Origin of the sequence: Paenibacillus provencensis, from assembly GCF_042678545.1 — a bacterium.
In the GTDB taxonomy this organism is placed as follows: domain Bacteria; phylum Bacillota; class Bacilli; order Paenibacillales; family Paenibacillaceae; genus Paenibacillus; species Paenibacillus provencensis.
This window is the reverse complement of the sequence record NZ_JBHTKX010000001.1, coordinates 2,029,080-2,055,814: the sequence shown is the minus strand read 5'-3', so window position 1 is coordinate 2,055,814 and position 26,735 is coordinate 2,029,080. Positions and strand designations below refer to the sequence as shown.

General features: G+C 44.0%; 25 protein-coding genes. 18 read left to right on the top strand and 7 right to left on the bottom strand.

Translation table 11 applies throughout. The features are described from left to right. Window positions 1-71 precede the first annotated feature (71 nt). Together ACFQ3J_RS09825 and ACFQ3J_RS09820 are read right to left on the bottom strand one after the other, a co-directional pair. On the bottom strand, window positions 72-2,138 hold the full coding sequence (locus tag ACFQ3J_RS09825; RefSeq protein ID WP_251583274.1) for an ABC transporter ATP-binding protein: 2,067 nt from the start codon (window positions 2,136-2,138) through the stop codon (window positions 72-74). A 17-nt stretch (window positions 2,139-2,155) separates the two neighbouring features. Next, on the bottom strand, window positions 2,156-3,901 hold the full coding sequence (locus ACFQ3J_RS09820) for an ABC transporter ATP-binding protein (protein WP_091155334.1): 1,746 nt from the start codon (window positions 3,899-3,901) through the stop codon (window positions 2,156-2,158). Window positions 3,902-4,399: 498 nt separating this feature from the next. Here ACFQ3J_RS09820 and ACFQ3J_RS09815 point away from each other — a divergent pair, with 498 nt between their 5' ends. Further along, entirely contained in the window at window positions 4,400-4,693 is a 294-nt protein-coding gene (locus ACFQ3J_RS09815; RefSeq protein WP_251583275.1) for a HesB/YadR/YfhF family protein, read from the top strand. 65 nt (window positions 4,694-4,758) lie between these two features. Continuing rightward, window positions 4,759-5,220 carry an NUDIX domain-containing protein gene (locus ACFQ3J_RS09810; protein ID WP_170862373.1) on the top strand — a complete coding sequence of 154 codons (462 nt, stop codon included), beginning with the start codon at window positions 4,759-4,761 and terminating at the stop codon, window positions 5,218-5,220. 298 nt (window positions 5,221-5,518) lie between these two features. On the opposite strand, the gene ACFQ3J_RS09805 is transcribed toward ACFQ3J_RS09810, so the two are convergent. The 3 genes from ACFQ3J_RS09805 to ACFQ3J_RS09795 all read right to left on the bottom strand — a co-directional run bounded on the left by ACFQ3J_RS09805 (window position 5,519) and on the right by ACFQ3J_RS09795 (window position 7,630). Next, window positions 5,519-6,037 carry an ADP-heptose synthase gene (locus ACFQ3J_RS09805; RefSeq protein ID WP_091155341.1) on the bottom strand — a complete coding sequence of 173 codons (519 nt, stop codon included), beginning with the start codon at window positions 6,035-6,037 and terminating at the stop codon, window positions 5,519-5,521. A 144-nt stretch (window positions 6,038-6,181) separates the two neighbouring features. Next, on the bottom strand, window positions 6,182-6,625 hold the full coding sequence (locus tag ACFQ3J_RS09800) for a DUF441 domain-containing protein (protein ID WP_251583276.1): 444 nt from the start codon (window positions 6,623-6,625) through the stop codon (window positions 6,182-6,184). A gap of 21 nt (window positions 6,626-6,646) precedes the next feature. Next, window positions 6,647-7,630 carry a YpdA family putative bacillithiol disulfide reductase gene (locus ACFQ3J_RS09795; protein ID WP_251583654.1) on the bottom strand — a complete coding sequence of 328 codons (984 nt, stop codon included), beginning with the start codon at window positions 7,628-7,630 and terminating at the stop codon, window positions 6,647-6,649. 221 nt (window positions 7,631-7,851) lie between these two features. On the opposite strand from ACFQ3J_RS09795, the gene ACFQ3J_RS09790 reads away from it, so the two are divergent. The 4 genes from ACFQ3J_RS09790 to ACFQ3J_RS09775 all read left to right on the top strand — a co-directional run bounded on the left by ACFQ3J_RS09790 (window position 7,852) and on the right by ACFQ3J_RS09775 (window position 10,930). After that, complete coding sequence (locus tag ACFQ3J_RS09790; protein ID WP_091155345.1) at window positions 7,852-8,445, top strand: DUF2087 domain-containing protein; 594 nt, start codon at window positions 7,852-7,854, stop codon at window positions 8,443-8,445. Between the two features lie 446 nt (window positions 8,446-8,891). Continuing rightward, window positions 8,892-9,935, top strand: a complete 1,044-nt coding sequence (rsgA, locus tag ACFQ3J_RS09785) for a ribosome small subunit-dependent GTPase A (RefSeq protein ID WP_379293294.1) — start codon at window positions 8,892-8,894, stop codon at window positions 9,933-9,935. A 51-nt stretch (window positions 9,936-9,986) separates the two neighbouring features. Beyond that, window positions 9,987-10,325, top strand: a complete 339-nt coding sequence (locus tag ACFQ3J_RS09780) for a L,D-transpeptidase (protein WP_091155350.1) — start codon at window positions 9,987-9,989, stop codon at window positions 10,323-10,325. A gap of 71 nt (window positions 10,326-10,396) precedes the next feature. Next, complete coding sequence (locus ACFQ3J_RS09775; RefSeq protein ID WP_251583278.1) at window positions 10,397-10,930, top strand: GNAT family N-acetyltransferase; 534 nt, start codon at window positions 10,397-10,399, stop codon at window positions 10,928-10,930. Window positions 10,931-11,019: 89 nt separating this feature from the next. On the opposite strand, the gene ACFQ3J_RS09770 is transcribed toward ACFQ3J_RS09775, so the two are convergent. Next, window positions 11,020-11,577 (bottom strand): CGNR zinc finger domain-containing protein, encoded by a 558-nt coding sequence (locus tag ACFQ3J_RS09770; RefSeq protein ID WP_170862374.1) that lies wholly within the window; start codon window positions 11,575-11,577, stop codon window positions 11,020-11,022. A 163-nt stretch (window positions 11,578-11,740) separates the two neighbouring features. Here ACFQ3J_RS09770 and ACFQ3J_RS09765 point away from each other — a divergent pair, with 163 nt between their 5' ends. From ACFQ3J_RS09765 to ACFQ3J_RS09735, 7 genes are all read left to right on the top strand, one after another. Then, window positions 11,741-12,229: a DinB family protein gene (locus ACFQ3J_RS09765; RefSeq protein ID WP_251583279.1), complete on the top strand. Its 489-nt coding sequence runs from the start codon at window positions 11,741-11,743 to the stop codon at window positions 12,227-12,229. 121 nt (window positions 12,230-12,350) lie between these two features. Then, window positions 12,351-12,509, top strand: a complete 159-nt coding sequence (locus tag ACFQ3J_RS09760) for a hypothetical protein (protein ID WP_251583281.1) — start codon at window positions 12,351-12,353, stop codon at window positions 12,507-12,509. Window positions 12,510-12,664: 155 nt separating this feature from the next. Beyond that, window positions 12,665-13,570 (top strand): ABC transporter permease, encoded by a 906-nt coding sequence (locus ACFQ3J_RS09755; protein ID WP_251583283.1) that lies wholly within the window; start codon window positions 12,665-12,667, stop codon window positions 13,568-13,570. A gap of 18 nt (window positions 13,571-13,588) precedes the next feature. Then, complete coding sequence (locus tag ACFQ3J_RS09750) at window positions 13,589-14,479, top strand: carbohydrate ABC transporter permease (protein ID WP_251583285.1); 891 nt, start codon at window positions 13,589-13,591, stop codon at window positions 14,477-14,479. A 100-nt stretch (window positions 14,480-14,579) separates the two neighbouring features. After that, window positions 14,580-16,316 (top strand): sensor histidine kinase, encoded by a 1,737-nt coding sequence (locus ACFQ3J_RS09745; RefSeq protein ID WP_251583286.1) that lies wholly within the window; start codon window positions 14,580-14,582, stop codon window positions 16,314-16,316. Next, window positions 16,313-17,968, top strand: a complete 1,656-nt coding sequence (locus tag ACFQ3J_RS09740; protein ID WP_251583287.1) for a response regulator transcription factor — start codon at window positions 16,313-16,315, stop codon at window positions 17,966-17,968. The genes ACFQ3J_RS09745 and ACFQ3J_RS09740 overlap by 4 nt, the downstream gene beginning before the upstream one ends. Before the next feature lie 114 nt (window positions 17,969-18,082). Beyond that, complete coding sequence (locus ACFQ3J_RS09735) at window positions 18,083-19,729, top strand: extracellular solute-binding protein (RefSeq protein WP_091155368.1); 1,647 nt, start codon at window positions 18,083-18,085, stop codon at window positions 19,727-19,729. 121 nt (window positions 19,730-19,850) lie between these two features. Here the strand turns inward: ACFQ3J_RS09735 and ACFQ3J_RS09730 are convergent, their stop codons facing one another. Then, a complete protein-coding gene (locus ACFQ3J_RS09730; RefSeq protein ID WP_091155370.1) occupies window positions 19,851-20,090 on the bottom strand; it encodes a hypothetical protein in 240 nt (79 codons plus the stop codon). Between the two features lie 425 nt (window positions 20,091-20,515). On the opposite strand from ACFQ3J_RS09730, the gene ACFQ3J_RS09725 reads away from it, so the two are divergent. The 5 genes from ACFQ3J_RS09725 to ACFQ3J_RS09705 all read left to right on the top strand — a co-directional run bounded on the left by ACFQ3J_RS09725 (window position 20,516) and on the right by ACFQ3J_RS09705 (window position 26,695). Beyond that, complete coding sequence (locus ACFQ3J_RS09725) at window positions 20,516-20,836, top strand: hypothetical protein (protein WP_251583288.1); 321 nt, start codon at window positions 20,516-20,518, stop codon at window positions 20,834-20,836. A gap of 55 nt (window positions 20,837-20,891) precedes the next feature. Continuing rightward, entirely contained in the window at window positions 20,892-24,887 is a 3,996-nt protein-coding gene (gene essC, locus ACFQ3J_RS09720) for a type VII secretion protein EssC (protein WP_251583289.1), read from the top strand. Window positions 24,888-24,903: 16 nt separating this feature from the next. After that, window positions 24,904-25,737, top strand: coding sequence for a hypothetical protein (locus tag ACFQ3J_RS09715; RefSeq protein ID WP_251583290.1), 834 nt, complete (start codon window positions 24,904-24,906; stop codon window positions 25,735-25,737). A 5-nt stretch (window positions 25,738-25,742) separates the two neighbouring features. Then, the gene (locus ACFQ3J_RS09710) at window positions 25,743-26,261 is read left to right on the top strand and encodes a WXG100 family type VII secretion target (protein WP_251583291.1); all 519 of its coding nucleotides are present in this window, start codon (window positions 25,743-25,745) and stop codon (window positions 26,259-26,261) included. A gap of 158 nt (window positions 26,262-26,419) precedes the next feature. Continuing rightward, window positions 26,420-26,695 carry a WXG100 family type VII secretion target gene (locus ACFQ3J_RS09705; protein ID WP_047909612.1) on the top strand — a complete coding sequence of 92 codons (276 nt, stop codon included), beginning with the start codon at window positions 26,420-26,422 and terminating at the stop codon, window positions 26,693-26,695. Window positions 26,696-26,735: the final 40 nt, after the last annotated feature.

The window sequence follows — 26,735 nt, the reverse complement described above, 5'->3', positions numbered from 1 at the left end:
TTGCGTGTCTTCGCAAGAGAGTTATTTTGTGTTACTAACCTATTAGTGATGGAGCGAGACTCCCGGCTTTGTTAAACATTACCCAATACGCCCGCTATACTGTGTGTATCTGCAGCTGGGCTTTCAGATGCTCCCGAGCCATGCTGCAGCTGATACATTTGATAATACCGGCCGCGCTTCTCCATGAGCTCGTCATGGGTACCACTTTCCACAATTTCTCCTTTATGCAGAACCAGAATCTGATCTGCACTGCGGATCGTGGATAGACGGTGCGCAATAATGAAGGTCGTTCGGCCCTTTTTCAATACTTCAAGTGCATTTTGAATAATGGCTTCGGTTTCGGTATCAATATTCGCTGTCGCCTCATCGAGGATAAGGATCGCAGGATCATAGGCAAGCGCCCTTGCAAAAGAGATCAACTGACGCTGCCCCGCGGATAGTGTACTTCCTTTCTCGACCACCGGCTCATCAAAACCTTGAGGCAAGTGTGCGAGCAGCTGCTCTGCGCCTACATCTCGGAGGGCTTTGACGACCGTTTCTCTTGCTATTTTTTTATCCCCAAGACTGACATTGGAAGCAATCGTTCCTGTGAAGAGATAAGGGTCCTGAAGTACAATTCCCATATGCTCTCGGAGCCATTGTTTTGGAAGCTCTTGTACGTTCTTGCCGTCAATGGTAATCGTGCCTTTCTGCGGATCGTAGAACCGGAATAGCAGGTTAATGATCGAGCTCTTACCAGAGCCCGTGTGACCAACGAGGGCTACCGTTTGGCCCTGCTTTGCTTCGAAGGTAATATTTTTAAGCACATAGTCTCTCTTGTAAGCAAAGGATACGTCTTTGAATTGTACATTTCCAAGATATCTGGGCATAGATCCATCGGTTACATTCTCGCCCTTTTCATCCATGAGCTCAAACACTCGGCCTGCCGATACCATGGAGGAATCGAGGTTTGCCAATTGGTTGACCATACCTGTTATCGGCTGAAATAGACGTCCCAGAACATCGACAAATGCATACAGCACACCTAGTGAAACAATGCTTGTGCCGTCAATGGAGCCTGCGCCGAAATAGAGCAGGATGATGGCAAAGGCCAGATTCCGTAGCACATTAACCAGGTTATGGGATGTAAATGCGTTTAGATTCAGCATTTTGTTCTGATGCTTCATATAATCTTCGTTTAATGCTTCAAATTCCTCATATGTTTGCTTCTGTCGACGGAACACACGGATAATGGACATGCCCTGAATGGATTCGTTAATCATCGCATTGATTTCACTCAATCTGGAGCGAATCACCGTATTGTATTTCGTCGCCAATTTCCGGTAGAGCACAATCCAGGTAATAAGGAGTGGAACGACAAATAACGAGATAAGTCCAAGCCTTACATCCAGGATAAATAGTGCAATGTATACTCCAATCATGTTGATGATACCTGAGAAGAAGTTGGAGAGAACAGCAACAAATAATTCTTTGACAGCCTCGGTATCGTTCGTAATTCGAGAAACGACTTTACCTGCCGGCAGGTTATCAAAGAAATGAACCGGAAGCCTTTGCATATGAGCGTAAACATCCCTGCGCAGTCCTTGAATGACCTTGTTAGCTGAGGATTGCAGCCAGTATGTCTTCCCAAACTCCATTACGATGGCTATGATCAGGAATATGAAGTAGAGTCCAATTAGCTTGTAAATTCCCGGCAGCTCCGGTTTGTAAAAAGCGAACAGCTCACTCGCGCTAAGCGGGGTAGCTTGGTATGTTGCTGTCTGCTCGCCTCTTGTGATGGTCAGCTCACCGCTCGAGTATGATCGATCCCCTCCTTCAATGGTAACTGGTTCGTCGACAAGGTAGAAGGTGCGTCCGCTTTGGAGCACGCGAATTTCGTCCCCACGGGCTTCACCCTCTTCAAATCGATCGCCTCGTTTAAAATACTGATCATTATATAAGACCGACTCATCTCCGGGTGCAGCTTCATAATAGGGCTTTTCAATGGCGAGCACATGATTGTCGATTATGTTTTTGGCGATGAACGGGCCGGCCAGATCAGCTGCTACACCAATAGCGAGCATGATTAGAGCCGCAATAAATGTTCCTTTTGACTTTAGCGCATATTCATATAGTCGTTTAGCGGTGCTTTTTTTCATAGGATCGGTGCACCTCCTTAACCTTCTAGATTGGATTCAACTTGCTGTCGTTCATATTGTTCGCGGTACCAGCCATTGTGCTGAATTAACTCATCATGAGTACCTTGTTCAGTAATGATGCCTTGGTCTAGCACGACGATATAGTCCGCATGTTCTACCGCGGATAGGCGGTGGGTTGAGATCAGTGTCGTTTTGCTATCACGTTTATTGCGGATGTTCTCAATAATCCGTGCTTCTGTTCTGGCATCGACCGCAGACAGGGCATCATCCAGTATTAAAATATCCGGATCAGATATAAAAGCTCTGGCCAATGACACACGCTGCTTCTGACCGCCGGACAGGGCGATGCCTTTTTCACCGACCAGTGTATCAAGCCCATCCGATAATGTGCCAAGATCTCCATCAAATGCGGCTGTTCGAATGGCTTCCATAATAACATCATCTGCAGCGTCCGGTTTACCGAATTGTATATTCTCCCTTACGGTTTTGGAGAACAGAATTTGTTCTTGAGGAACATAGCCGATCCAGCTGTGCAGCTGGTCTTTGGTGATGTCATCGATCGATGCCCCGCCAATGAGCAGTTCCCCTGATCCAGAAGGATATTCATGCAGAATCTGTTTAAGCAGGGTCGATTTGCCGCTCCCTGTGCGTCCGACGACACCGAGGGTCTGCCCTTGCTTGATTCGAATGTTGATATTGTTCAGGTTGTCTACCGTTGAAGTAGGATAGCGGAAAGTTAACTGCTTCATTTCAATCATATCGGGCTTATTCACGTGAATTGGCTGTGCTGCATCCTCAACGTCAGGCTTAACATATAGCGTCTCGTTTACCCGATCCAGAGAGGCGTTACCGCGCTGCATAATATTGATGAGTTCGCCAATGGCAAACATCGGCCAGATCATCATCCCTAAGTACATATTGAATGAAACAAGATCTCCTAGTGTAATCTCATTTTGAAATACAAGATAAGTACCATAACCCAGACCGATAATATAGCTAAGACCTACAAACAAGCGAATGGTAGGCTCAAAGAAAGCGTCGAGCTTGGCAACCGCTAGATTCTTGCGGTATACATCATCTGTAATTTCGTTAAAGCGTTCTTCATCATGACGCTCCTGTACGTAGGCACGAATGACACGAACTCCAGCTACGGATTCAAGCACCTGGTCATTCATATCTCCAAATGCATCCTGCGCCAGCGTATATCGTTCATGTACCTTCTTACCGTATATCATCATGGCAATGGCTATAAAAGGAAGAGGCAGAACTGCGGCTAATGTCAGCTTCCAGCTCACAAGGAATCCCATTGCTAACAGTACAGTGGCCAGATACGCAGTCGAGTCTGTTAAGGTCAGCATCCCGAAACCTGCGGTCATGGCTACAGAACGAAGATCATTCGTCGCCTTCGCCATCAAGTCGCCGGTACGGTTCCGCTCGAAAAATGGCGGCGTCATCCGGAGCAGATGCCCCATATATTTGGAACGCAGGAGCTTCTCTACAAGATTGGCTCCGCCAAACAACTTATGCATCCATACATATGTAATGAGGTAGATGATCAACAGCATGCCGAGAATAAAGAAAATATAAGTGAGGAGAGAAGACCAAGTAATGGAGCCGGTAACGATGTCGTCCACTGCGATGCCGAGTATTCTTGGAGGAACGAGTTCCAAGACACCAACGAGAATGAGCAGAAGCATACCGACTGCATATCGCCTTCGTTCCTGCTTGAAATACCAGCCTAAATTTTTTAATACAGCAAACAAGTAAATCCCTTCCTTTCTTATTTAAAAATACGACACGATTCTTCTTCTAGCAGTGAAACAACCTATTGAAGCAACAAAAAAAGCACACCGCTTTCGCAAACGGTATGCCTTATTATTGATCAGGTTCATACGCAGCAATGGTCACGTGCGTGAGCAGAACTGCGGGTGAATTCATGTAGAAGTGTATTCGTAAAATAAATTAAAGCATGTGAATTAGCTTCCATCTAACAGGCTGCTCTATATGAAGTTGTCTGAGCTGTAGTGCGTTATCATTCAGATTAATCATTAGAGTCACCCTTTCATTTGGAATTTTTTTTTACATGGAATCGTATGAAAGGATATTACCACTGGAATAAATATCTGTCAAACATTTTTCACAATTTGGGTGTTTCAAATAAGGTGTTGACAAGCTTATAGATACAGATCTGTCATTTGTAATCCGAGCGCAAGGACGATATGATAATATAGACACAAAACGATGGGGAGTTGACCTTTTAAATGAGTATTCATGTGACGGAATCAGCCGCAAACTGGTACAAAAAAGAACTAGGTGTCAAAGATGGCGAAGCCATTCGTTTCTATGCCCGTTATAGTTCGGGCGGCGGGCTTCATCCGGGCTTCTCACTCGGTATTTCAGTCGAACAGCCAGAGTATCCGGTGGAGAGTACAGAAGTATCCGGTGTATTATTTTTTATGGAAGAGCATGATCATTGGTATTTGAAAGGACATCGTCTGGATGTGGGATATATTGAAGCAGAGGACGATATTATATACCATTACGAAACTGAATAATGCGTAAAGTTAGTGAATCGGATTGCATTTACAGCGATTATGCCTTTGAGGGAGGGGACGAAGAAGTGACTTCTGCCAAAAAAGATATGGCCCAATATGTTGCAAACAAAGCAATGATTACTGTGAAGGCGGCAATAGCCGTAGTAAATGATCAAGGTCATATTTTGCTCCAAGAACGCGCAGACGATGGCCTATGGTATATGCCCTTAGGTGTAATGAAGCCAGGTGAAATGCTTGAGGATACGGCTTATCGTGAGCTATGGGAGGAGACAGGACTTACTGCCGAAGAAATGAAGTTTGAAAGACTTCTCTCTGGACCCGAATTCAAGCGGGAATTTCCCTCAGGAGATGAGGAATATTATGTGATAGGCGTCTTTAGAGCCCAGGGAATACTGTATTCGGAACTAAACTATAGCTCAATGCAAGAAGGGCCCATGCGTTTTTTTGCATTAAATGAGATTCCTAAGCTTTCACCTGTTACCGCCCGTGTACTGTCCGACTATTTAGAACTAACTGAATTGAACTAAGAACAGCTTCTCCTGTAATTGAATTACGGGGAGGGGCTGTTTTTTTGTTTTTAAGAAGAAAAATCTATTTTTCAATATCGGTAAGCGGATCGTATACATATACTGCCACAAGTGAGTGATCGGGCAGGGGGTGATACAGCTGGTGACGTCTTAAGAATGATTATGAATACTTCTGGAAGTAATAGCTCGGGTAGTTATGTTGGCCCCGTATTTAATGTAGTTAGAATAAGTTAGCATGGAAAAAAAGCCGCATATCGCGGCTTCTTAAGTAACGAACAAACAAATTATCATTGATTAATTAGGCAGGTCCTGTTGTGAAATCATTATTCTCTAAGGCAAAATCAAAATCCTCGATATCATACACTTGTACTGGTACACCGGCTTCTATGATACGGCCAATCCATTCGACTTGATCTGTAAGAAGCGGCTGCTGATAACGTTGGGCGGTGAGTAGTAGCTCTGTCTCAATCGGATCAAAAAATTCCCCGTATTGGGCCGTGTCCATTGCACCAACAATAATAATTGATACGTGATCATCAAGCGGAATTGAAGCGCTTTTTGCCCAGGGTACTTGGAGCGCTCTGCTAATTTTCTTTCTATTAAAAGGTTCCTCAAAATAAGAAATAAGTTCTCCGATCTTCTGTTTAACGTGCTGATCTTCTTGGGGAGATCCCATTAAAGGCTCCGTGCTGGATTGCAATTCATACAATTCCAAGACCGTGGTATAAGGTATGAGGTATTCTACAGGCGCTGAAGGCTCCAGCAACTGACCATAAATTGCGACCATCACGGCTTCAGTAACCAGTTGTCTTGGCATAGCTTATCCTCCTGCTGCAACTATGTATTTTGCTTTTTGACAATTGATATGAGTATATCACAGTTTACCGGTGTCCATAAACATTCCACGCAAAATACGCAAGGGCCGTCAACTGCATAGAGAAGTATGATTGCCCTCGCTTATTTATGACTTTCCAATGAGTAGAGAGAGGATACCTGCTGCAATCAAGGGGCCAACAGGCACGCCTTTAAATAAAGCTACACCTAGAACGGTGCCGATCAGTAGTCCAGCTACGACGGTTGGTTGACCGCTCATTAAGAAGGTGCCTCGACCTCCCAGATAAGCAACGAGCATCCCGACAGCAATGGCGGCAAGCGATTTCCAATGCATAAAAGAGGATAGGAGTATATCGATGCTGATCTTACCACTAGCCAGTGGAGCCATGACTCCGATTGTCAAAATAATAATCCCGACGGTCAACCCGTATTTCTCAAGCCATGGAAAAGCCTGCTGAGCTCCCGTAATCCGGATCAACAGCAGCACGACAACGGCAATCGTAATCGGCGTATTATTACTAAAGATTCCAAGAGCCGCAAATCCGAGTAATAACAGGGAAGTCATATCCATTTTGTTCATCTCCCTACACCGTTATAATCCATTTTTCCCTTTAATATGCTCGGCAATTAATCTCCCGTGCCATCTGCCTGATTCAATAAACACTTCATTCGCATTCCGGCCAGAAGCAATGACGCCGGCTACATAAATTCCAGGAACACTACTTTCCATTGTTTCCGAATTATACAATGGTTTATCCAAATCATCGGACATCGATACGCCTACAGAGGTGAGCAGCTTTCGATCCGGTCTAAAACCAGTCATCGCCAGTACAAAATCGTTAGGCAGCTCAAAATCCGCCCCATCATTAGGAGTGACAATTACACGATCTTCAAGAATCTCAGTGACCCGTGATCCGAGATGTAATTTAATTCTGCCTTTGGATACTAATCCTTCAAATAGAGGACGCACCCATGGCTTGATGTGCTCTGAGATACTATGTCCGCGGTATACCATATCGATTTCGGCATCTACACGAGCCAGCTCCATAGCCGCATCTACTGCAGAATTACTTCCTCCAATAATGGTTACTTTTGTCCTGGTATAAGGATGGGCTTCACGAAAATAGTGGGTTACTTTATCTAACTGTTCTCCAGGAATGCCTAAATAATTAGGGTGGTCAAAATATCCTGTGGCTACAACCACATTTCGTCCTTCGTAATAGATGGTTTCACCAGTTCTTTTATGGGAGCTTACTCGGAACCCGCCCTCTTCGAGAGGACTGATCTCATAAGCTTCTTCATACAGTGAAATCTCCAGGTTATAATGTGCGGCTACTTTGCGATAATAAGCCAGAGCTTCATAACGATAGGGTTTGTCGTTTGGTGTACTGAACGGAATATCTCCTATTTCCAGCAATGCAGCCGTACTGAAAAACTGCATGTTTGTTGGATACGAGTAGATAGACTGCACCACATTGTATTTTTCAATAATGACAGAGGATAGTCCCTGTTTGCCGCACTCGATGGCTGCAGATAAACCACAAGGTCCTCCTCCGATGATGATAATGTCTTTCATCATGCTGCATTTCATCTCCCTTTTCTGCTCCAATCTTTTTCTCAAGTATTTATTATCCTACCGTATTCTGCTGATGAATACCAGTAATCCGAAATCATTCATGGTTCAGGTTGACAATCGTGAAGCAAAAGAATACTATCTAATTAGACAATTATCAAATATCATGAATATCTAATTAAATGACATAAGCTTAGCTCAATATATGATGTGGAGGTATAGTAATGCAGCTCGATAAGATTGTGAATTATCATAAGGCACTCGCCGATCCAAATCGGATGCGGATGATGCTGTTATTATCTCAAGGAGAAATGAATGGACAAATGCTCGCAGACAAATTAAATCTATCTCAGCCAACAGTAACGCATCATGCTGCAAAGCTGAGAGAAGCAGGACTTATTAAAGAGCGGAGAGACAAGAATACGATATATTTTACGCTGTATCCTTATCTCATCAAGGAACATGCCGAAGCATCACTGAATTTCATATTTAAGGGAGAGAGTACGATGGTTGAAACGGACAGTAAACAGAAATTGAAAGATTCCGTTATGAAAAATTTCTTTACGAAGGAAGGCAGGCTCAGATCGATTCCGGCTCAATACAAAAAGAAACTAATTGTACTTCAGCATCTAGTAGAACAGCTTGAGAAGGGAAGGAAGTATCAGGAGAAAGAAATCAACGAGTTTATTAAACAGTACCATGAAGATTATGCCACGATCCGAAGAGAATTTATTATGCATGATTTTATGTACAGGGAAGAAGAAGTATACGAGCTGAATCCGACAGAGATGTGGACGAAATGGGAGAATGTCAAATAATTTAAATTGACATTATAATGCGGCATCCTGTAATATATGGAAAAATGATGAAGGAGGCGATATCTATGAGTAACCTAATGACGAACGTAAATGTTGCTTGTAACAATCGTCTCCCGATCGGACAATAGTCATTGGTTAATTGTTTAAGCTGTCCTCTATGGAAGAGCTAACAATCAAGGGATGATTAATATCCGTATGGGAGTATATCCTATGCGGATTTTTTATGATTTCTCCTTTTCCCATGTTGAGGGATGCTCGTCTTGGGCTGGAGGAGGACAATGCCGCAGGGATATATACCTGCGGTTTTTTGTTTGCTTCGGGAGACTTGTTTTAAGAAGAGAGTACCCAAATTTATGGAGGTAGAACATTTGGAGAATAAGATAGAGAGAACAGAATTAATCCAATTTGGCTGGTCCGCAGCATGGGATCAGAAGTGGGAAGTTACGATGAGCACATACACCCATGCAGAGAAGGAAACGCGCCCTCATTTTGAGCCTGCCCGGATTACAGCAGACTATGGACAGAAGTATGGCATCTTAACTGCCGATGGGAACAAGTTCGGGAGCTTATCTGGAAAGGCAAGAGCTCTATTCGGCGAAGGGAGTATGCCGGGTGTTGGTGATTGGGTTATCGTAAAATCATATGGTGAATATGACGATGCTCTAATTCATGGAGTGCTTGAACGGAACAGCGTCATATCCAGACAGGCTGCCGGTTTTGAAACTAAAGAACAAATTATAGCTGCGAACGTCGATACCTTATTCATCGTGTGCGCGCTGAACGGAGATTACAATTCGAGAAGGCTGGAGCGTTATCTGATCATGGCTTGGAATAGTGGGGTTAATCCTGTCATTGTACTGAGCAAAAGTGATCTATGTGACGACCTCACTTCCTATCTGGCAGAAACGGAAGCCATTGCTCCCGGCGTTCCTGTGATACCGATATCCGCTCATCATTACTTGGGAAAAGAAGCTTTGGAGGTTTACACGGGCTCCGGAAAGACCGTTGCGCTGGTCGGCTCCTCAGGCAGTGGCAAATCAACCATGATTAACTGGCTTACAGGTGAGAGACAACAGCTGACTCAGGAAGTTCGGGAGGAAGATAGTCGAGGAAGACACACAACGACACACAGGGAATTGTTCAGGCTTCCAGGGGGAGGAATCTTGATTGATACCCCGGGTATGCGTGCTTTGTCCATTTGGGAAGATGGAGAGGGAGTGTCCCGTACCTTCGGGGATATTGAACAACTCGCTCAGCAATGTCGATTTGCCGATTGTCAGCATGTTAAGGAGATTGGGTGTGCAGTCAGGAATGCAGTACAAATGGGCGAGCTGGAGGCCAAGCGGCTTGGGAATTATCACAAGATGCTGCGTGAGATTAAATTTCAAGTGAATAAAGAGGCTGCTGCTGCCAAAAAAAGTACTCGAAATGCCAAGCATAGCATTAATCGCGACAAAAAGTCTGGTTGGCGTAAAGAAATAGAAGATTAAGACTGCGCTTATCGATGCGGCAGTGCATAGAATGGAATAGGAGGGATGCACATGCCGGTTTATCGAATTATAATCGATCTGTCCGATCATCAGCTGTACTTGCTTGATAATGATGTTGTCGTTCGAGCATATCCCGTTGCGGTTGGTGCAATGGTTACGCAGACACCAGTCGGAGACTTAACGATTGTCAACAAGCAGCCCAATCCGGGAGGGCCATTCGGGGCTTTTTGGATGGGGTTATCCAAACCACATTATGGAATTCATGGGACCAATAATCCATCTTCAATTGGACATGATGTGTCCCATGGCTGTATTAGGATGTACAATCAGGATGTGCTTGATCTGGAGAGCAAAGTTCCTGTTGGAACAAGAGTGACTATAAGACCCTAAGTTCAAGTGACAGAGGGTATTCGCTTCATGGCGAGTGCCCTAATCTTAATATTCATTCAGGAGGGATTCGAATGATCATTAGACAAGCTGTATTTGAAGACGCAAAATCTATCGCTAGAGTACACGTAGACAGCTGGCGAACAGCATATAAAGGAGTCATCAAGGATGAGGTTCTTGCCGGGTTATCGGTGGAACAGAGGATGATGAGCTGGGAGAGTCAGCTGCAGCCGGGTAATAATCAGATGGCGGTGTATGTAGCTGAGACAGAGGAAGGAGCGATCGTTGGCTTTGCGAGCGGGGGGCCAAGCCGAACTCATAGTCTCCCATATAAAGGAGAGTTATACGCGATATACATATTGGATAGCTATCGAAGGCAAGGAATCGGATTGCTATTGATGCAGTCGATTGCGGTATTTTTGCGGGAACAAGGGCATGATTCTATGTTTCTATGGGCGCTTAAGGATAACAGGTATCGAGCATTTTATGAAAAATGGCACGGGGTTCCTGCCGGGGATAAACTCGTTCAAATCGGGGGCGAAGATTATACCGAAATTGCATACGGCTGGGATCACCTGGATGAGTTCATACAGTTCAAACAAATATAGGGCGGCAAGAGGCCGCCTTATTTGCACAGATATATGGAGGTCATTACTATAGTAATCAAATGATTATTAGTTTACACCGAGCACTGTGATTAATCTTTCAGCTCTTCCTTTTTCTTTGCACGGAATCTTCTGACCTTCATCAAATTTCCGCATAGCTTGTCATCACAATAACGCTGGCGCCGATTTCGTGTTTCATCATAAAAAATCCATCGACAGTTCTCATTATCACAAATTCGAATTCGAGACGGATCACCTTTGATCACTGTTTTGGCAAAATCGATGACAATATCCGCTAATATATCATCCCAGTTAAGAATGCTGCCAGCATACATCAGAACTAATCCTTCATCTTGCTTGACGATCTCAGGAAATAGAGATTTTTTATGCATTATTTTGTTATAGAAATTAATATCCTCATCCTTCAGCGACTCTCCGCGTGCAAGAGAACCGGAAGATTCGATCAGTCTGTCTCTAAGTGCAATCATTCTTTGTCCTTCTGCGGTACTAGGCTGCTGTATATCGATATATTGATATCGTTCCAAAAAAAATTGCTGCCATTTTGTCTGCATCAGTCGATCCTCGCTCTGCCCGTGACCCTTCCAGTCATGCCATAGACTGTTTGCAAAATCGGTCCAAATTCTTTCCATTTTGTTCATCCTCCAGCTGAATACGGCTATTATCAAATAACATCGTTGTAACTTATAAATCGAAAATAAAAGGTTTCAAAAATTCTCTTTTCGTGTATATTTACATTGTAACCCGAGAAATTATATTTAACTAGTTACACAATTGAAGGAGGATGAATCAATAATGAACTCTTATGGTTTGAAATCTCTTCTGCTGCAAGTTGCTCAAAATGAAAACCTCGACCATTGGTATGTTCCTTTGTCCAAAGCATTAAGTGGATTAACCGCTGAGATCGGTGCCTGGAAACCGGGTGGTTCAGTGAACACCATCTGGCAAACGCTAAACCATATGAACCATTACAATCGACAGGTCTTGAACAAGTTAACGGGTGAGGAAAATGGAAAGGATAAATTAACGAATATTGAAACGTTTGGTTCTCCAGGGGATCCGGTCGATGAGAAAGCTTTTGCTGCAACTTGTCAGGAGGCAGAGAAGCTCTACTCGCTTATTAGGGAAGAGCTTCAGCAGATTGAGAAAAATGGTTTGTCTTCAAGGGACCTCGAAGTGGCTTATTTGACGGAGCAGCTGCCTCAATGGGTACAGCATGATGCTTATCACATCGGACAAATCGTGCTCATTCGTAAGCTGCGCGGAGATTGGATAAATAATTAGTAACAAATTCGAGTACAGCTGTTTTGAAATGACAATTTATGGTTAATTCTGGGGTACCGGATCAAAAGCGGGAAATACAGTCACGCCGGACTGAGGAATAAATAATAGGAGGCTGTTACCTATGTCAACGTCCATTGATCGATTTATCCTGCACAAATTAAACAGCTGTAAGGAAGAGAATACGAGAGAGCATTTACTTGAGCTATTTATGATACGCATTGAAATGGCGGCCAGAACTGAGGAAGTGATGAAGCGAAGGAAGTCTGTTTTTATCAATTAGCCGGATAAATCTACTCGAAGGAACCTTCGTCATAGGAGGTTCTTTTTTTGCGCTTAAGAGGATAGAAGTCAACAAAAGATACCTGATGTCAACACCCTCCACTATAAAAGCGACGCAGCTTACTCCTATAATCAATTTGAAGGAGGAGATGGCATATGCGAATTAACATCAAGCAATTTATTCGAAACATCCCGCTTCATCTAATGATCCTGCCGGGGCTTATTCTCGTATTTGTTTTTAGTTATATCCCCATGGCGGGTCTTGTTATTGCATTTCAGAATTTTTCCCCGATCGCAGGCTTCAGAAATATGAATTGGGTGGGTCTCGATAATTTCAGGTACTTATTAGATTTGCCGGGCTTCGGTCAAGTAGTATGGAATACGGTGTTTATCTCGGTGATGAAAATTGTTACGGGGCTTGTTGTTCCTGTTCTTGTGGCATTGCTCTTAAATGAGGTTAGAAGAACAGGATTTAAACGAACAATTCAAACTATCATCTATATGCCGCATTTCTTCTCATGGGTAATACTGGCCAGTATTATTGTCGATGTATTGTCACCCAGCAGCGGAATCGTCAACATGGCATTAAAAGCCGTCGGTATTGACCCGATTCAATTTCTAGCAAGTAATGAATGGTTTCCCTACATATTAGTCATTACAGATCAATGGAAGGAATTCGGGTTTGGAACCATCATATATCTCGCCGCATTAACAAGTATTGATCACTCCTTGTACGAAGCATCTGTTATTGACGGAGCCGGGCGATGGAAGCAGACATGGCATATTACCCTTCCGGGAATTCGGCCCATTGTCATTCTCATGGTAACACTCAGCCTTGGCAATGTGCTTAATGGAGGCTTTGATCAGGTCTTTAACTTGTATAATCCGCTTGTATATGAATCAGGGGACATTCTCGATACGATGATCTACCGGATCGGACTTCAAGACGCACAGTACTCGGTATCTACTGCACTGGGTCTTATCAAATCTGTCGTTTCGTTCGTCTTTATCGGGCTTGGTTATTATTTAGCATATCGCTTTGCGAACTATCGGATTTTTTAATAAGGAGGCTATTGCATCATGCATCATACGACCAATGCCTATCGCTGTTTCATTGTATTCAACTACGTCATCTTAACTATCCTTGCCCTGCTCTGCTTATTTCCAATTGTGAACATTTTGGCGATATCCTTCAGCTCAAGCGAAGCGGTAAAAGCGGGAAGCGTGACCTTTTGGCCGGTTGATTTCACCCTATCCTCCTATCAATATATATTGGAGCACAGGCAGTTCCTTAACTCTTTTGGCACAAGCCTGCTGAGAGTCTTGCTGGGGGTTCTGGTCAATCTCGTCTTCACGATCCTTGTGGCTTATCCATTGTCCAAGGAAGCGGACAAGTTTCGCTCAAGAACGGCATACGCCTGGATTTTCGTTTTTACTATGCTGTTTAGTGGCGGGTTGATTCCTGGGTACCTCATTGTAAAAGAAGCGGGTCTGCTTGATTCCATATGGGCTTTAATTCTTCCCGGCGCGGTGCCGATCTTTAACGTATTGCTGATGCTGAATTTCTTCCGTGGTCTGCCCAAAGAATTGGAGGAAGCTTCATGGATGGACGGTGCAGGTCATCTGCGGACACTATGGAGTGTTTACCTGCCGATCTCCTTGCCAAGTATCGCCACAGTTACTCTGTTTGCGCTGGTTGGTCACTGGAACGCATGGTTTGACGGTATGATCTATATGAAGAGTCCGGATAATTATCCGCTTGCAACGTACCTTCAGTCCATGCTGCAGCAAGTACAGACGATCTCCACGGACAGCATGACATTTGAAGATGCAGCACTATTGAATCAAATATCGGATCGTACAACACAAGCATCTCAAATCTTCTTGTCCGTCATTCCCATACTGCTGATTTATCCGTTCCTGCAGCGTTATTTTGTGCATGGTCTTGTTGTAGGAAGTGTAAAAGGGTAAGATTCCACAAGGGAGCAGCAGTTGGCAGTTAAGGGGCCATTTTCCGGCTCCTTTTTGCGTTAGGAGAGGAGCAGATATTACCTTGAGAAGGTTCCTGGCTATGTGGAAATCAAAATCCATTGTGGTGAAGCTGATGGGTGCTTTTGTACTCGTTATTTTACCGTTATATGTCATCAGCATCATGATTACAATGTCTAGTTCTGCACAAATGCAAGCTGAAGTGGAGAGGGCCCATGAGTCCAAGCTCCATTTCTACCATAGTCATCTAGAGTTTGAGCTTCAACGGATGACCGGGCTGGTCAATGAATATACCTTTGATGACACGATGTCCACCTTGAGCACACGCATACCTATAATGAATACTTATGAAGTTACCTCGATTTTGAACAATATCCATAGCAAACTTAGTCAAATCAAAGAAACAAGTCCTTATATCAGTGATGTTATCTATTATGTGCCAGCTATACATAAGAGAGTCAGTGCGGTCGACGGGATTCGAAATGTAGAGGATGAAGAGTGGAAGAATCTCATTGATTCAATGGGGAATCTGCATGGCGCTTTATCTCATATTGGTGACGAACTATACTTGCTTCGCAGCAATCCATATAACATGAATCGTGAGGAAACCCCGAATTTCTTACTCGGTATTCGGCTCTCCAGCACCGAGCTGAAGCGCCGGCTTCAAGAGTTTTCTGAAACAGGAGGGAGCGAGATTACACTGTCCTTCGGACAGCGCAACCAGGTGATTATCCCATCTTCAAATCAGCCGGATGATCTTAAACAAAACGTACAGACTCTAGATGCATCACAGCCGGCCCAGAACATTACACGCTATGTTACAGAAAAATCATTCCATTACTCTCTTTTTGACCGCGAACATTACTTTACATTAACAGCCCGTATTCCGCATCAGGTTCTTAGAGCACCTATGGAGAAATTTACGCTTTGGCTGTGGGGATTAACCATACTGTCCATTGTCATCATATTTATCTTTTCCTTCTCTGTATATAAATCTATTCACAAGCCTCTATCAGTACTCATCGGGGGATTCAAGACGGCAGAACAGGGACAGACGGGGATTCACATTCATCATTCTAGGAGAGACGAATTCGGTTATTTGTATTCCCGGTTTAACGAAATGCTAAAACGCTTACATGTCTTGATTGAAGAAAACTATGTTGCCCGAATTCGGACTAGTGAAGCCGAACTTAAGCATCTTCAGTCCCAGATTAAGCCGCATTTTATGTATAACAGCTTCTTTAATATCAAACAAATGGCAGAGGTCGAGAACGTTGAGCTGATTCAGGAGTTTACGGATTATTTGGGTCAGTATTTCCGCTATATGACAAGAGATTCCAAGTCAGAGGTATCACTTGGGGAAGAGATTGATCATGCACTTGTGTACTTGGCGATCCAAAATATCCGCTTCGGTTCGAGAGTTACGGCGATTGTCTCCGATATGGAACATCAGTTCAGAGGTGTAACGGTTCCGAGAGTCATGATCCAGCCTGTGATTGAGAATGCGTACGAACATGCCTTGTCTAAGCGAATCCAAGGCGGGGTACTGAAAATATCTTATGTGAATGATGAGAATCAGCTTCAGATCTGCATCGAAGATAATGGGGAAGCTCTGACGGATGAAACCTTGAGCACATTGTCTAAGAAATTATCGCATGCAGCACATAGGCATGATGGCGAAGAAATTACGGGACTCATTAATGTTCACGAGAGACTACGTATTCATTTCGGCAATGATTATGGGCTCTGTGTGAGCCGCAGTCATCTGGGAGGTTTGTGTGTTACTTTTATCTTACCATTCAAGGGAGAAGATAGATGATGTATCGAATGCTTATTGTTGATGATGAACCTCTTATTCTGGACGGTTTATATACTTACTTTCAGAAGGCGGAGATTAGCGAACTAGAGATTATCAAAGCTTATTCCGCGATTGAAGCCATGGATTGGCTGAATACAGTGAAAATTGATATTGTACTCAACGATATTTGTATGCCTGAAATGGATGGAATGGCTCTAATCCAAGAGATTATGGAGCGCTGGCCTCGCTGTAAGATCATATTGCTGACAGGTCACAATGAGTTTGAATATGCTCACCAAGCGATTCGCAATCCTTGCGTTGTCGATTACCTGCTGAAGACAGAAGGAATGAGTCAGATTCATAAGACGGTAGACCTGGCAATACGGCAAATTGAGGAGGAAAACGACTTTCGGTATCAGACCAGCTGGTTTCATAGCAAGCTTCCGCGTGCTTTGCCCCAGCTCCATAGGCAATTATTAATTGACCTCCTTCAGAGAGACGAGAACCTGGATTCAAGCAGTTTACAGGAAGAGTTTGATGCAATTCAGCTTCCATTTACATCTAGCGAATTAGTGCTGCCCATTGTTATTCGTGTGGAGGAATGGAACAACTATGAAACAAGCTCAGACCGGAGTCTGATACGCTATGCAGCGGCGAATATCGCTGAGGAGTATTTACAAGATAAGACCCGTGTAAGAGCAATTGACCTGGATCATCAGGTGATCGCCTGCTTTGTACAGATGAAGGAGAACGCGCCGAATCATTCGCTGGAAGATAAGTGGGTGCGAATCCTGCGATTTGTGCATGGAACACTCGAAACCGTGCAGCAATCCATCGCTAATTGTCTCCATATTTCTGTATCCATAATGGTGAGCGAGCAGCCTGTAGACTGGGCGAAGCTTAGTCAGGTGATCGCCCAGCTCCGTCTATCCGCTTTGGAAGGGCCGGGACAAGGAATGGAGAAGCTGCTTCGCGTTGACGTTCATAATGAAGTCAGTCACACTCCAATGCTGATGAACAAGCTGGCTGTTGCCTCGCTTCACTTAGAGCAGATTAAACAGAGAGTAACGACGAGAGATAAGGATTGGAGTGAGTCCTTTCGCAAATGGACGGATACAGCTTCCGAAGGACTCGAAGATCCATTTGTACGAATGAGAATATACGCAGCGGCGGGAACCTGCTTACTGGAAGTACTGCATGAGCTCGGCTTGTATGAAGCGGCTCTTAAAGAGATTGATCTATCCCAAATGCTCCATTTTAATATACAGACCCGCTGGCCGGATCTCGTGAGATTTTACCAGTCTGCATTTGAGTGGATTGCTTCCAAGAGGAGCGACAGCCGTATTACAGACCAATCTCATATTCTGATTGCCATCCATGCTTATATTAAAAATCATCTGGAGGATGATCTCTCGCTTACTCGGATTGCACAATTGGTATCATTAAATCCTTCTTACTTATCAAGGTGGTATAAACGAATTACGGGTAAAGGTATTTCTGACTATATCTATGAGAAAAGAGTGGAGCGCAGCAAGGAGCTGCTACTAGGGTCGACGTATAAAATGCACGAGATTTCGGCTAAGGTGGGCTTTAGCGATCAGCATTATTTTTATCGATTTTTCAAGAAGGCGATCGGCTGCACTCCACAAGAATATCGGGATCAAAAAAATTGATATACAAATGGTAAATAAAAGATACCGGATGTAAAGACGTACCACTCGCTGATGTCAGCGCTTTCTTAGTACGATGAGTATATAACTCAGGGGAGGAAATAAAGGGGGATTAGCATGGGAATGTCATTTAGGAAAATAACGATGTTATCAATGTCAGTAGTACTTACAGCAACACTAGCTGCTTGTTCATCCGGTTCAGGGAGAACTGAGGCTGAATCAACACCTGCGACACCACAGCAGGATGCAGGGGGCCCGCTTACCAAATATGATCCGCCAATCAAGCTGAGATCCACGATGAACGAGACCGGCAAAGAAACACTCGCTGAAGGTGACAGCCATACGGATAATATTTGGCTTAGAGGATATAAGGATGAGCTGGGTATTGAGGTTACCTATGACTGGGTTGTAGCGGATGCCAATTATAATGACAAAATGAATGTTACACTTGCCAGCGGTGATTTGCCCGATGTTCTGAAAGTGAGCGCCGTTCAATTCGAGCAATTGCATGAGGCGGGTATGCTTGAGGACTTAACCGAGGTCTATGATAAATATGCTTCCGATCTTGTTAAAGAATTTCTGTCAGCCGAGGACGGCGCAGGTCTGAAGCCTGTAACCAAGGATGGAAAAATCTATGCGATGGTCAGCTTTCCAGGCTCCCTTGATTCATCCGATATGATCTGGATTCGTCAAGATTGGCTGAAGAGTGTAGGACTTGATGCACCACAATCCATGCAGGACGTTATTGAAATTGCAGAGGCCTTTACATTTAACGATCCGGATGGAAACGGCAAGCAGGATACTTTCGGAATCGCATTAAACAAAGATCTGCCGATTAATGGATTCTTGCTTGGATACCATGGCTATCTTGAAACATGGATTAAGGATGAATCCGGACAGGTCGTGAATGGAACTATTCAGCCTGAAGTCAAGGAAGGTCTGCAAGAGCTCCAAAGATTGTATAAGGAAGGCGTAATTGATCCCGAATTCGGTGTGAAAGATTTCGCCAAAATGATGGAGGACGTTAATGCTGGGAAGTCAGGCATGTTCTTCCTGCCTCAATGGGCGCCGTTCCAAGTCAGCGGCATGATTAAGAATGATCCTAATGTCGATTGGCTTCCATACCCGGTTCAATCCATTGATGATGAGCCGGCTAAGACTCAAAACCATCTGACGCTCGGCGGTATATTCGCTGTACGTAAGGGCTATGAGCATCCGGAAGCACTGATTAAGCTGCTGAACTTCCAAGCCGAAAAAATGTTTGGAGAAGCTGCGGAGACAGAGCGCGCGGACTACCTGAACGGTATGACAGGGCTCGGCTTCCAAAATGCAACTGTATCAAATCTTCCTGCCAACAAGAACGTACAGGCTCAGGACGAAGTTGAAAAGGCACTGGAGTCAGGGGACATATCAGGACTTGGACTTGAGGCGAAGCTGTTCTATGATGATATCTTGGATTATCGTTCAGGTAACCTGGATAAATGGCATATGGAACGAATCTTCGGACCTGAAAGCTCGCAAGCTGTGATCAAGCACTACCGTGATAACGACCTGATTGTCATGAATGAGTTCATATATGCACCAACCAAAACGATGAATACGAAATCAGCAACGCTTGATAAGCTCAGAGCAGAAACCTTCCTGAAAATTATATATGGCAACCTGCCAATCGAAGAATTTGATAACTTTGTCGCCAACTGGAAAAAGCTCGGCGGTGATGAAATTACCAAAGAAGTAAATGAACTGATTAACGCAAGTAAATGATTGATGTAAAATTCTGAAATGGAATTCTGAAAATAACAATGAGATTGGTGTCAGCAAGCCACAATACGAATTTTACGTATTGTGGCTTTGGCATTGCTGGATATAAAAAAACACTATCCCTTTAGTAAAGGGATAGTGCCAGCGTGTCGTCCTCTCTAATACTGTGGAGAATCGCCTCGCTTCCGATGATTTCAATACTGATTAATGTATGCAAACATTTTTGTAAAGCGCGTTTACCGTTATTAATCTTATGTTCTAATGCACTGCTTAGCAGCTTTAATGTTTTTTGTACAGGTTGCTTGTTCTCAGCATTAAAATAAACCGGAATTTTTTTGTTTTGGAAAAAGATCAATGTTCTCATCAGAAATCACCTCAACTAGATTACTAGAGTTGTTTCATGTTGCTAATTTTAAATATCGTTGCTTAAAATTACCTTAAAATTAGCTTATGGAAACATAAAGATGATTAGTGTTTGAAAATTGTTCACAATTAAAGGTTTTGCATAATTCATAAATTAGATAAAAAACAAGAAAATATTAAATTATGGAGGGATAACGGCAAGTTTGTCGAATTTTCATATATTTGAAATTAAATGTAGTGAAATGCTGAGTCTATGGTAATAGAATCAATTGGATTACATAGGTATTTTGCTTTAAAAATACACTGTTGAGATTGCAATAAAGGGCCTTCTGTAAGAAAATATGATAGATTACTAGTAAAACAATTCGCCAAAATGTGTATACATGGATTTAGGACGATGGACATAGCTGAAAAGGGCGTGATGGGATGATTCTAACAGTCGTTCAGTCAAGACGAGAGGGAGAATGGATTGATATTGAAGTTCCAGATGAGAGCACCGTCCAGTATTTCAAATCTGTACTGTCTGTTCGCATGTTCAACGAGCCGCCTCAAGAGAACGTTCAATATATATTGGAAGCTAAATTTCCAGAAGGTAACTGGTTTACGCTCCCTGATGCAAAACAATTAACCGAAACAAGACTTAGGGAAGGGAATTTTGTTCGATTGCAAAAAGCTTTTTCGACAACAGAAAGTGAAGCTCCCGTATATGGAAGAAGATTGCTGTTTCAAAATCAAAATTTAGGGTAGTAACTCCAGGTTCAAACGTGAAGCATGCTTTGCTTGTCGAAGGGAGGAAAATTTCTTGAACGTGTTGTATCAGCGTTCTCCGAGGATGAAGGAAGTGCTCAAGAAGGAAACATTGGAGATTCTGCGTCCTCCGATTGAGCCCAGCAAACCTTCTTTCTCGATGATTTCATTAATTATACCGCTAGTTATGACATTGGCTACGGTGGGACTTTATTTTTATTTGAGCCGTACTGGTCGATTTGGTAACAGTAGTTACATGACCATTCAAATGGTGATGATGACAATGATGCTGGCAACGTATACGATTCCTTTCTTTGTATACCTCAGCAATAAAAAAGAATATCATAAGAGGCTCGTAGAGAGAGAAGAAATGTACAAATCGCAGCTTGCAAAGCATCGTGAAGAGCTTGAGAGAGAAGCCGCGAGGCAGGTTCAGATTACCCATGAAATTCATGGGGATCCTGAAGTGTGTAGTCAGATAGTAAAGAACAGACACAGCTCTTTATGGGAGCGTTCACCCGATGATGATGATTTTCTGGCCGTGCGCGCCGGTATAGGTGCTGAACCTTTTCGAATTACAATTGCTCCTCCAAGATTTGATGGTTATGAGCGGGAACCGCTGATCGAGGCTGCTCATGAATTGGCTGAAGATTTTGTGTCAGTCGAAGGTGCATCCATTGCACTGCCAATCTACGAGTCAAAAATTGTAGGTATTGTAGGAGATCGTGAGGATGTCCTATCTATGCTCCGTGTGATTATTACACAGATTACGACAAGACATTCGCCGGATGAGGTCAAGCTGGCTGCTTTTTATGAAGAAAAAGAAGCTGAGGAATTTGAATGGATGCGCTGGTTCCCTCACATTTGGGATGATGAACGCGGACAGCGGTTTATGGCTGATAGACACAGCGGTGCCCATCAGCTGGCAGATAGTCTATACACGACGCTGAACCGCCGTAAGAATTCAAGAAAAGAGAGAGGTAAGAGAGGACCAGACATACCAGTGTATGTTGTTCTTATGTCCGAGCGAGACATTATTGAAGAAGAACCTTTGCTGCCTCTGATTCTGGAAGATCCTGAAGCTATTACAACTTGTACGATTATACTGGCTTCCCGCAAAGAGCATTTGCCTATGCATTGTCAGCTCGTTGTTGAGGCGGGTAAGAACGAAGGAAGCTACTCCAAGAAGACCGAACAGGCAGATGTCATACATCAGGCTTTTGTACCCGATCGAATGACACGATCCGAGGCGGAGATTTGTGCTCGAAATATGGCGCCGCTTCGATTGAAGCGCTCCTCTGCTTCTGAAATACCTCCCTTGCTTCCTTTATTCGATATGATGGAAGTATCCAGGGTGGAACAGCTTGATGTCGCTGACAGATGGACCCGGAACAGACTTCCCAACACATTGCCTGTGCCAATGGGAGTAAGGGCTGGCGGCAAGAGAGTATATCTTAACCTTCATGACAAGATAGAACGACAGGGGCACGGTCCTCACGGATTAATTGCCGGAACAACAGGATCGGGAAAGAGTGAAGTAATCCAATCTATCGTTGCATCTCTAGCCTCCGAATTTCACCCGCATGACTTGGCGTTTATGCTGATCGACTATAAAGGCGGTGGAATGTCCAACACATTTGAGAAGCTGCCTCATGTTGTCGGGACGATTACGAATCTTGACCAATCATTAATGGAAAGAGCAAAAATATCACTTCGTGCAGAACTGATGCGTAGGCAGAAAATACTGAATGATGCTGGGAATTTGCAGCATATTGATGAGTATTATAAATGGCTGGGCTCAAACCATGCCGACCCACTGCCGCATCTAGTTATCATAATTGATGAGTTCGCCCAGCTGAAACGGGAGCAGCCGGAATTCATGGATGAGCTGATTAGTATTGCTGCCATAGGCAGAACATTAGGCGTTCACTTGATTCTGGCCACACAAAAACCAGCCGGTGTCGTTGATGACAAGATCTGGAGTAACTCTAGATTCAGAATCTGCTTACGGGTTCAAAGCGAGGGAGACAGCCGGGATATGATCAAAATTCCGAATGCCGCCTGGATCACGAAGCCGGGCCGCGGTTATTTTCAGGTCGGCAGTGACGAATTATTTGAAGAAATGCAATTTGCATGGAGTGGGGCACCTTATACCTCACATACCGATGATAGTGCTTCTTCTCTTCCACTTATGGAAGTTAGATTAAATGGTAAGCGAGAGCCTCTGTTAACGGGGGAGAGAGTATCCATGATGCAGTCGGAAGGCTCCTCCAAGCAGCTTCAAGTCTTTATTGATCATATTTCAGAGGTAGCCGAGCAAGCTGGGATTGAGAGATTACAAGGCCCGTGGCTTCCTCCATTACCAGAAGTCATCGGATGGGAAGAGCTGGTTATGGATGGCTCAGTCTCAGAGAGTTCAGACTCTGCCCCTGCGGACCAACTTGAACCGGTTGTCGGTATTGTAGATGATCTGACGAATCAGAAGCAGGTACCAATGACCATTAACTTAGGTCAAGGTCATCTTGCGGTATACGGAATGCCTGGCCTTGGCAAAACAACTTTTGTACAGACGATGATCATGTCGCTTGCCAGAAGCTGCAGCAATTGGCATGGATATGTTATTGATATGGGCAGAATGATGCGTGATTTTAGACAGCTTCCGCAAATTGGAGGAGTAATGTCTGCTGAGGATGATGACAGAATTAAACGGCTGTTTCGTTATTTAGCCAAAGTCTTCACACATAGGAGAGAATTAATAGCAGAAGCAGGTGTCAAGACCGTTACAGCCTATCGCAGAAGCACGGGACAAACCATGCCTCAGATTATCGTATGTATAGACGGCTACTTATCCTTTAGAAATTCTTACCCGGATGAGAATGAACAGCTGGAGATATTCATGCGAGAAGGTCTAAGTCTGGGAGTTACATTTGTAGTCACAGCCAATCGTATAACAGACATTTTCGAGAAGATCAGAAGCAATATAACTAATGCGGTTTCTTTTGAAATGGCTGATCCGAGCGATTATTATTATGCGGTTGGAAGACCGGCACGTGTCCCTAACGGTTATCCTCCTGGTCGAGGACTTGTTAAAGGGAATGTACCTCCACTTGAGTTCCAAACGGTTCTGCCTGTGTCGGGTCTAGATGAGGCAGAGCGAGCGGATCAACTAAGAACAATGATTGGAACCGTAAATCATACTTACACAGGCGCCACACCGCAGAAGATAGAACCGCTTCCGGAAGTCGTTACGCTAGCAGAAGTGCTGCAGAATACACAACTTACTCGGAGTCAAGAACAAAAAGATATATTTAATGTGCCCGTTGGACTCATGACAGATGACCTTGAAGTGTTTAATATCAGTCTTCGTGAAGGACCGCACTTTATGGTTGCAAGCCCACTCGAGAGCGGTAAGACCAGCTTTATGCTGACATGGATGCTGTCCTTGGCTTACCACTATTGTCCTGATGAACTGCACATATATTCCATTGATACGAGGTATGGGGAAGAAGGTTTAAGCCGGCTTTCCAATCTGCCTCATATTCGCAAGAATGCCTCTAGGGATGAAGAGCTGGGCCCGCTAATACAGGAAGTATATGATATGGTCATGAGACTTAGAGCGGATCGCTGTGGCCCAGAGATTGTATTGTTTATAGATGATGCTGATACACTGGCGAAGCAGATGAATGATTTTACGATGAAAGATCAACTTGCTGCTATTGTACGTCAAGGCAGAGATCGTGGAGTACATGTTATTATCGCGGGGGTTGCCGCAGATTTCCCAACATTCGGTGCCGACTGGGTGACGGATATTAAAGCAACACAAAGCGGACTGTTGTTCGGGACGTTAGACCCTAACGATTTGTCGTTCTTCCGCATTCCTTTTTCGGAATCGAATACGGCCTCGAGTGGTTTGAAAGTCCTGCCTGCAGGACAAGGGTACTATGTAAAAAGGAGATTTTCCAGGATTAAAGCAGCACTGCCATGGAATAACAATATGGAACGTGCCGATTGGATCGAAAAAATTCGCAACCGATGGCATGTTGTAGTTTGAAGGGAGGTGGCTCATAATGTTGACGGTTAATCATTCCAAACAGAAAGTAGTAACACTGGAACAGAAGGAACTGTTCTTTCTGGCAGGGATCATAGGTTCTGATCGATTGCTTGGTATTGAGGACCCGTTTGTAGGATATCTGACAGAGGATATCGTAATGGAATGGGAGAATACCAAAGAAGAGTTATTAACTAAAGGGTATTTGACCCAAGATCAAGACTCCAGTGAACTCATCATGACACCAACCGTGTTCTCAAGAGTAGCCATTGCAGGTTTGTCCTCCAGAGCTTGCCGTTTCGAAATAAAGAAGAAGCGAGGAGCGAAGTATAAAGGATACCTGCACTGCACGAATGAACGCGTAGTGGAATTGATCCGGACACAAGAGGAGCCCTATACCTGCCAGTTATCAGACCTGGGCAATGTTGAACAGGCCTGTAAATCGGTTATGAGCAAGATTAAATGGGGAACTGAGCACACAAAGAACGATATTCCGGCTTTGATGTTCTCAAAGAAGCGCTTTTTTGAGATCGTTAATGACTCAATTCTTGATGAAGAGTCATTGACCGGCCAGTTGTCGGAGGCTTGCTACGATTCCCAGGGAGCAGCAGCTTTGGCCCATACATTAATCCATCAAGAGACTGAAGGGGAGCTTCAGCTGCTTGTGTGGACTGGACAGAAATGGGATTCACAGTCCGCTGCTTTTATCTCCAGCAACTCTATGAACTGGCTTTTTCGTATGAGTACAGTAGGTAAAGGTGATTGGCTCATCGCTACACCTATGGGTCAAGGAGACTTTAAGGATATGCTTCTAGAGTGGCTGATACAGCCAGCAGATCATGAAGAAAGGTGATGTATATGCGCATTCGTGTGGAACCGGATGTGCTTCGGACGCTTAGTGGGCAGCTACAGCATGCGGCGGAGCAAATTCAGCAAATTGTTGTTGGTTTAGAACAAGCCCTTGGTAGAATAGAAGGCGATACCGCCGTTCATGAGGGAATTGTATATGAATGGATGAGGTCGAAGCAGCTCGCCGGCCATATTGAATTGGAACTTGAGAGATTCGGCTCTGAACTGCTACGCAAGGCAGAAAATTTCAAGCTCGCTGACGAAGATTACCATTCATTTTTAACTCATGTTGATTTCACAAACGTTTCACCGATGCGTATGCTGCAATCTCAGTACCTGGAATCTATCAAGAGCGATAAGCCCTTAGTATTTTCGGTTTCCAATCCTAGGTCTGCTGTCATGGCCATTCAGCAATCCTGGGGCCCTGATGATCAGTTAAGCGATATGGGGACCCTGCGGTTAGCAACCGAACTGAACCCTGCAGGGTGGAAGTTTACGGACCCTTCTCTAGGAGCTAAGGTCGGTTGAGAATTTTGTCAACTCTATGTTAAAAGCAGTTTCATAGGCTCGATTCTGGGTGATATACAATTAGGACCAATGACTTTAGACACGCTTCGTGTCATTTGGTACAATTTTCATGTGCTTCACCTAAATATTTGCAGATGAAAAAGGAGGAAGTCCCTACTATGTCAGGACGTATTTTAATATCCCCAGAACAGGTAGACCAAGTGGCAAATCAATTCAAACAAAGCGGTGAACAAAGTCAACAGATCGTTTCCAGCTTGACTCAATCCATCAATGGAATGGAAGGACAATGGGAAGGTATGACGAAACAACGTTTCTTCCAAGAGTTCCAAGAAGCGAGCAAGCAAATGCAGAGCTTTGTTCAAACATTGAATAGTATCAGCCAAGAACTAACCGCAATTGCTGCGAAATTCCGTCAAGTTGACCAATCCCGCTAATACGGAATTATTTGAATGTATATTATTTGAATCCATTTCA

Coding starts and splice junctions, on each gene's coding strand:
- ACFQ3J_RS09795 (WP_251583654.1), bottom strand. CDS start 7,630: ATGAAAGACATTATCATCATCGGAGGAGGACCTTGTGGTTTATCTGCA.
- ACFQ3J_RS09765 (WP_251583279.1), top strand. CDS start 11,741: ATGAACTCTTATGGTTTGAAATCTCTTCTGCTGCAAGTTGCTCAAAAT.
- ACFQ3J_RS09815 (WP_251583275.1), top strand. CDS start 4,400: ATGAGTATTCATGTGACGGAATCAGCCGCAAACTGGTACAAAAAAGAA.
- ACFQ3J_RS09705 (WP_047909612.1), top strand. CDS start 26,420: ATGTCAGGACGTATTTTAATATCCCCAGAACAGGTAGACCAAGTGGCA.
- ACFQ3J_RS09770 (WP_170862374.1), bottom strand. CDS start 11,577: ATGGAAAGAATTTGGACCGATTTTGCAAACAGTCTATGGCATGACTGG.
- ACFQ3J_RS09750 (WP_251583285.1), top strand. CDS start 13,589: ATGCATCATACGACCAATGCCTATCGCTGTTTCATTGTATTCAACTAC.
- ACFQ3J_RS09755 (WP_251583283.1), top strand. CDS start 12,665: ATGCGAATTAACATCAAGCAATTTATTCGAAACATCCCGCTTCATCTA.
- ACFQ3J_RS09740 (WP_251583287.1), top strand. CDS start 16,313: ATGATGTATCGAATGCTTATTGTTGATGATGAACCTCTTATTCTGGAC.
- ACFQ3J_RS09780 (WP_091155350.1), top strand. CDS start 9,987: ATGCCGGTTTATCGAATTATAATCGATCTGTCCGATCATCAGCTGTAC.
- ACFQ3J_RS09745 (WP_251583286.1), top strand. CDS start 14,580: ATGTGGAAATCAAAATCCATTGTGGTGAAGCTGATGGGTGCTTTTGTA.
- ACFQ3J_RS09805 (WP_091155341.1), bottom strand. CDS start 6,037: ATGCCAAGACAACTGGTTACTGAAGCCGTGATGGTCGCAATTTATGGT.
- ACFQ3J_RS09735 (WP_091155368.1), top strand. CDS start 18,083: ATGGGAATGTCATTTAGGAAAATAACGATGTTATCAATGTCAGTAGTA.
- ACFQ3J_RS09775 (WP_251583278.1), top strand. CDS start 10,397: ATGATCATTAGACAAGCTGTATTTGAAGACGCAAAATCTATCGCTAGA.
- ACFQ3J_RS09760 (WP_251583281.1), top strand. CDS start 12,351: ATGTCAACGTCCATTGATCGATTTATCCTGCACAAATTAAACAGCTGT.
- ACFQ3J_RS09790 (WP_091155345.1), top strand. CDS start 7,852: ATGCAGCTCGATAAGATTGTGAATTATCATAAGGCACTCGCCGATCCA.
- ACFQ3J_RS09725 (WP_251583288.1), top strand. CDS start 20,516: ATGATTCTAACAGTCGTTCAGTCAAGACGAGAGGGAGAATGGATTGAT.
- ACFQ3J_RS09800 (WP_251583276.1), bottom strand. CDS start 6,625: ATGGATATGACTTCCCTGTTATTACTCGGATTTGCGGCTCTTGGAATC.
- rsgA (WP_379293294.1), top strand. CDS start 8,892: ATGAGCACATACACCCATGCAGAGAAGGAAACGCGCCCTCATTTTGAG.
- ACFQ3J_RS09825 (WP_251583274.1), bottom strand. CDS start 2,138: ATGAAAAAAAGCACCGCTAAACGACTATATGAATATGCGCTAAAGTCA.
- ACFQ3J_RS09730 (WP_091155370.1), bottom strand. CDS start 20,090: ATGAGAACATTGATCTTTTTCCAAAACAAAAAAATTCCGGTTTATTTT.
- ACFQ3J_RS09715 (WP_251583290.1), top strand. CDS start 24,904: ATGTTGACGGTTAATCATTCCAAACAGAAAGTAGTAACACTGGAACAG.
- ACFQ3J_RS09710 (WP_251583291.1), top strand. CDS start 25,743: ATGCGCATTCGTGTGGAACCGGATGTGCTTCGGACGCTTAGTGGGCAG.